We start from the raw sequence: 2,020 nt of genomic DNA on the forward strand, positions 1-2,020 counted from the left end.
CGGTCCACGACACGTCCGCCGGCAGGATCAGCGTCGCCACCCCGCCGGGCGGAGCGCAGGCCGCCGTCACGGCGTCAACGGCGTCGGCGGCCACGTCGTCAGCGCGCGGCGATCGGCGGACCCACACGGAAACCGGCCTGGCGAGCGAGTCGATGTCGGACTCGAGCGGCGCGTCAAGCCGCTTGTGATAGGTGGCGTGGTCGCCGACCACGGCGAGCAGCGGGGTCGCCGCGCGGCGCGCGTTGTGCAGGTTCGCCAGCCCGTTGCCCAGGCCGGGCCCGAGGTGCAGCAATGCGGCCGCGGGCCGGCCCGTCATCCGGCCGTAGCCGTCCGCGGCGCCGGTCACCACGCCCTCGGACAGGCACAGCACCCCGCGCATCTCCGGCACCGTGTCCAGCGCGGCCACGAAGTGCATCTCCGACGTCCCCGGGTTGGCGAAGCACACCTCCACCCCGCACCCGGCCAGCGTCCTGATGAGCGCCTGCGCACCGTTCACGACCACACCTCCCGTTTCTGCCTCACTGTTCGCCCAGCTCTGCGGCGAGCGCCTCGGGGGCTCGCATCCGCCACGCGTCGGTCACTAGTTCCGCCAGGCGTCCGCCGTCCACCTCCGGTAGCCGCAGCATCACCAGCGGCCAGCCGTCGTATCCGGGCGTGGTGAAGAAGAGCCGCGGCTCGCCGAGCAGCAGGGCCTGTTTCTCGGCCTCGTCACCGACGTAGAGCACCGCGATATCCGTCCTGATGACGCGGGGCCTGCCCGGCTGACGCTCGGGATAGGACCAGACGAAGCCCTTGCCGCCGACCCGGAAGTCGAAGCCGTCGCTGTCGATCTCCTCCACGTGAGGCAGGGACAGCGCGAGACGGCGCACGTCGTTGGCATCAGCCATCGCTCAATAATGCCCGACGTCCCGGGCGTCAGCTTTTGTTGACGGCGAATGACTGTCAGCATATGCTGACGGTCATGGAGACCAGCGCCGAGATCGCCGAGGCCGCCGGGAGCACCGACCCGGACGTGGGGCTGCGGGCCGTGGCCGCCCTCCGGATGCTGACAGAACGGCTGGAAATCCTGCAGGTCGACAACGCGCGGCGGCTCGGATGGTCCTGGCAGGACATCGCCGTACGGCTCGGGGTCACCAAGCAGACCGTGCACAGGAAGCACGGTAAGCGGGCAGGGAGGCCCGGATGATCAGGCGCCGCAGGCGGCCGGGGTTGACCATGCCGCTGCTGACCGAGGAAGCCAGGGCGATCCCGATGGGCGGCTTCGAGCACGCCAGGAGGCTCGGCCTCCCCTATGTCGGCTGCGAGCACTGGCTGATCGCCCTGGCCGGCGCCGATCACCCGGCCGCCGCCGCGCTGCGCGAGCACGGGGTCACGCCGGAGCGCGTGGAACAGCAGGTTGTCCGGCTGTCGGGCGGCGGGCTGTTCGGCGACCTGGACAGGAACGCGCTCGCCGCCGTCGGAATCGACGTCGACGCGGTGCGGGACCGCATGACCGAGACGTTCGGCCTCGAGGCCCTCAGCCGCGCCAGTCACGCGGCGCGCCCGCGCCCGATCATCGGGCCGCGCTGGGACCCGCGCCGGCCAGGTCCCGGCGTGCACGCGAATGGGGTGTTCCTCCCGCACGGCCCCGATGTGGGGCAGTGCCTGCGCAATGCCCGCGCCGAGCAGCTGGCCCGCCATGACACGCAGATCAGCGTCGAGCTCCTCGCGCTGAGCCTGCTGTCGGTCACCAAGGGTCTGGTGCCGCCCATCCTCGCCGCCCTCGGGACGCCGACGGCCACGCTGCGCGCCGCGGTGGCGGACGCCTGCCGCGTAACCGGGGAGCCGCCGCAGCGCTAGCCTCGGGGCTGGCGTAGCCTACGGTGCGGGCCGACACGGAGGTACGGAACACGGATGCACAAGCCCGGGAGTTACAAGCCCAGCCAGGAGGCGCTGGACAGGTACGCGGCGGACGTCTCCGCGGCCGCGCGGCGCGGCAAGCTGCTCGACGCGGCGCGCGCCGCGGACATCGCGCTGCGGC

4 protein-coding genes are annotated in these 2,020 nt (G+C 72.5%); 2 read left to right on the forward strand and 2 right to left on the reverse strand.

From position 1 onward, the window contains the following. On the reverse strand, positions 1 to 496 hold a 496-nt coding region (locus WA805_RS29685), incomplete at its 3' end, for a thiamine pyrophosphate-binding protein (protein WP_425243978.1). Positions 497 to 518: 22 nt separating this feature from the next. Then, positions 519 to 887: an MmcQ/YjbR family DNA-binding protein gene (locus WA805_RS29690; RefSeq protein WP_422276637.1), complete on the reverse strand. Its 369-nt coding sequence runs from the start codon at positions 885 to 887 to the stop codon at positions 519 to 521. 74 nt (positions 888 to 961) lie between these two features. Between WA805_RS29690 and WA805_RS29695 the strand changes: the two genes are divergently transcribed. After that, entirely contained in the window at positions 962 to 1,186 is a 225-nt protein-coding gene (locus WA805_RS29695; protein WP_422290186.1) for a hypothetical protein, read from the forward strand. Further along, positions 1,183 to 1,839 (forward strand): Clp protease N-terminal domain-containing protein, encoded by a 657-nt coding sequence (locus tag WA805_RS29700; protein ID WP_425243979.1) that lies wholly within the window; start codon positions 1,183 to 1,185, stop codon positions 1,837 to 1,839. Before WA805_RS29695 ends, WA805_RS29700 begins: the two co-directional genes overlap by 4 nt. The last annotated feature ends 181 nt before the right edge of the window (positions 1,840 to 2,020 follow it).

Origin of the sequence: Trebonia sp., assembly GCF_049794275.1 — a bacterium.
Taxonomy (GTDB): Bacteria; Actinomycetota; Actinomycetes; order Streptosporangiales; family Streptosporangiaceae; genus Trebonia.

Excerpts from the sequence above, each read along its gene's own strand:
- WA805_RS29690 (WP_422276637.1), bottom strand. The coding sequence starts at position 887 with ATGGCTGATGCCAACGACGTGCGCCGTCTCGCGCTGTCCCTGCCTCAC.
- WA805_RS29695 (WP_422290186.1), top strand. The coding sequence starts at position 962 with ATGGAGACCAGCGCCGAGATCGCCGAGGCCGCCGGGAGCACCGACCCG.
- WA805_RS29700 (WP_425243979.1), top strand. The coding sequence starts at position 1,183 with ATGATCAGGCGCCGCAGGCGGCCGGGGTTGACCATGCCGCTGCTGACC.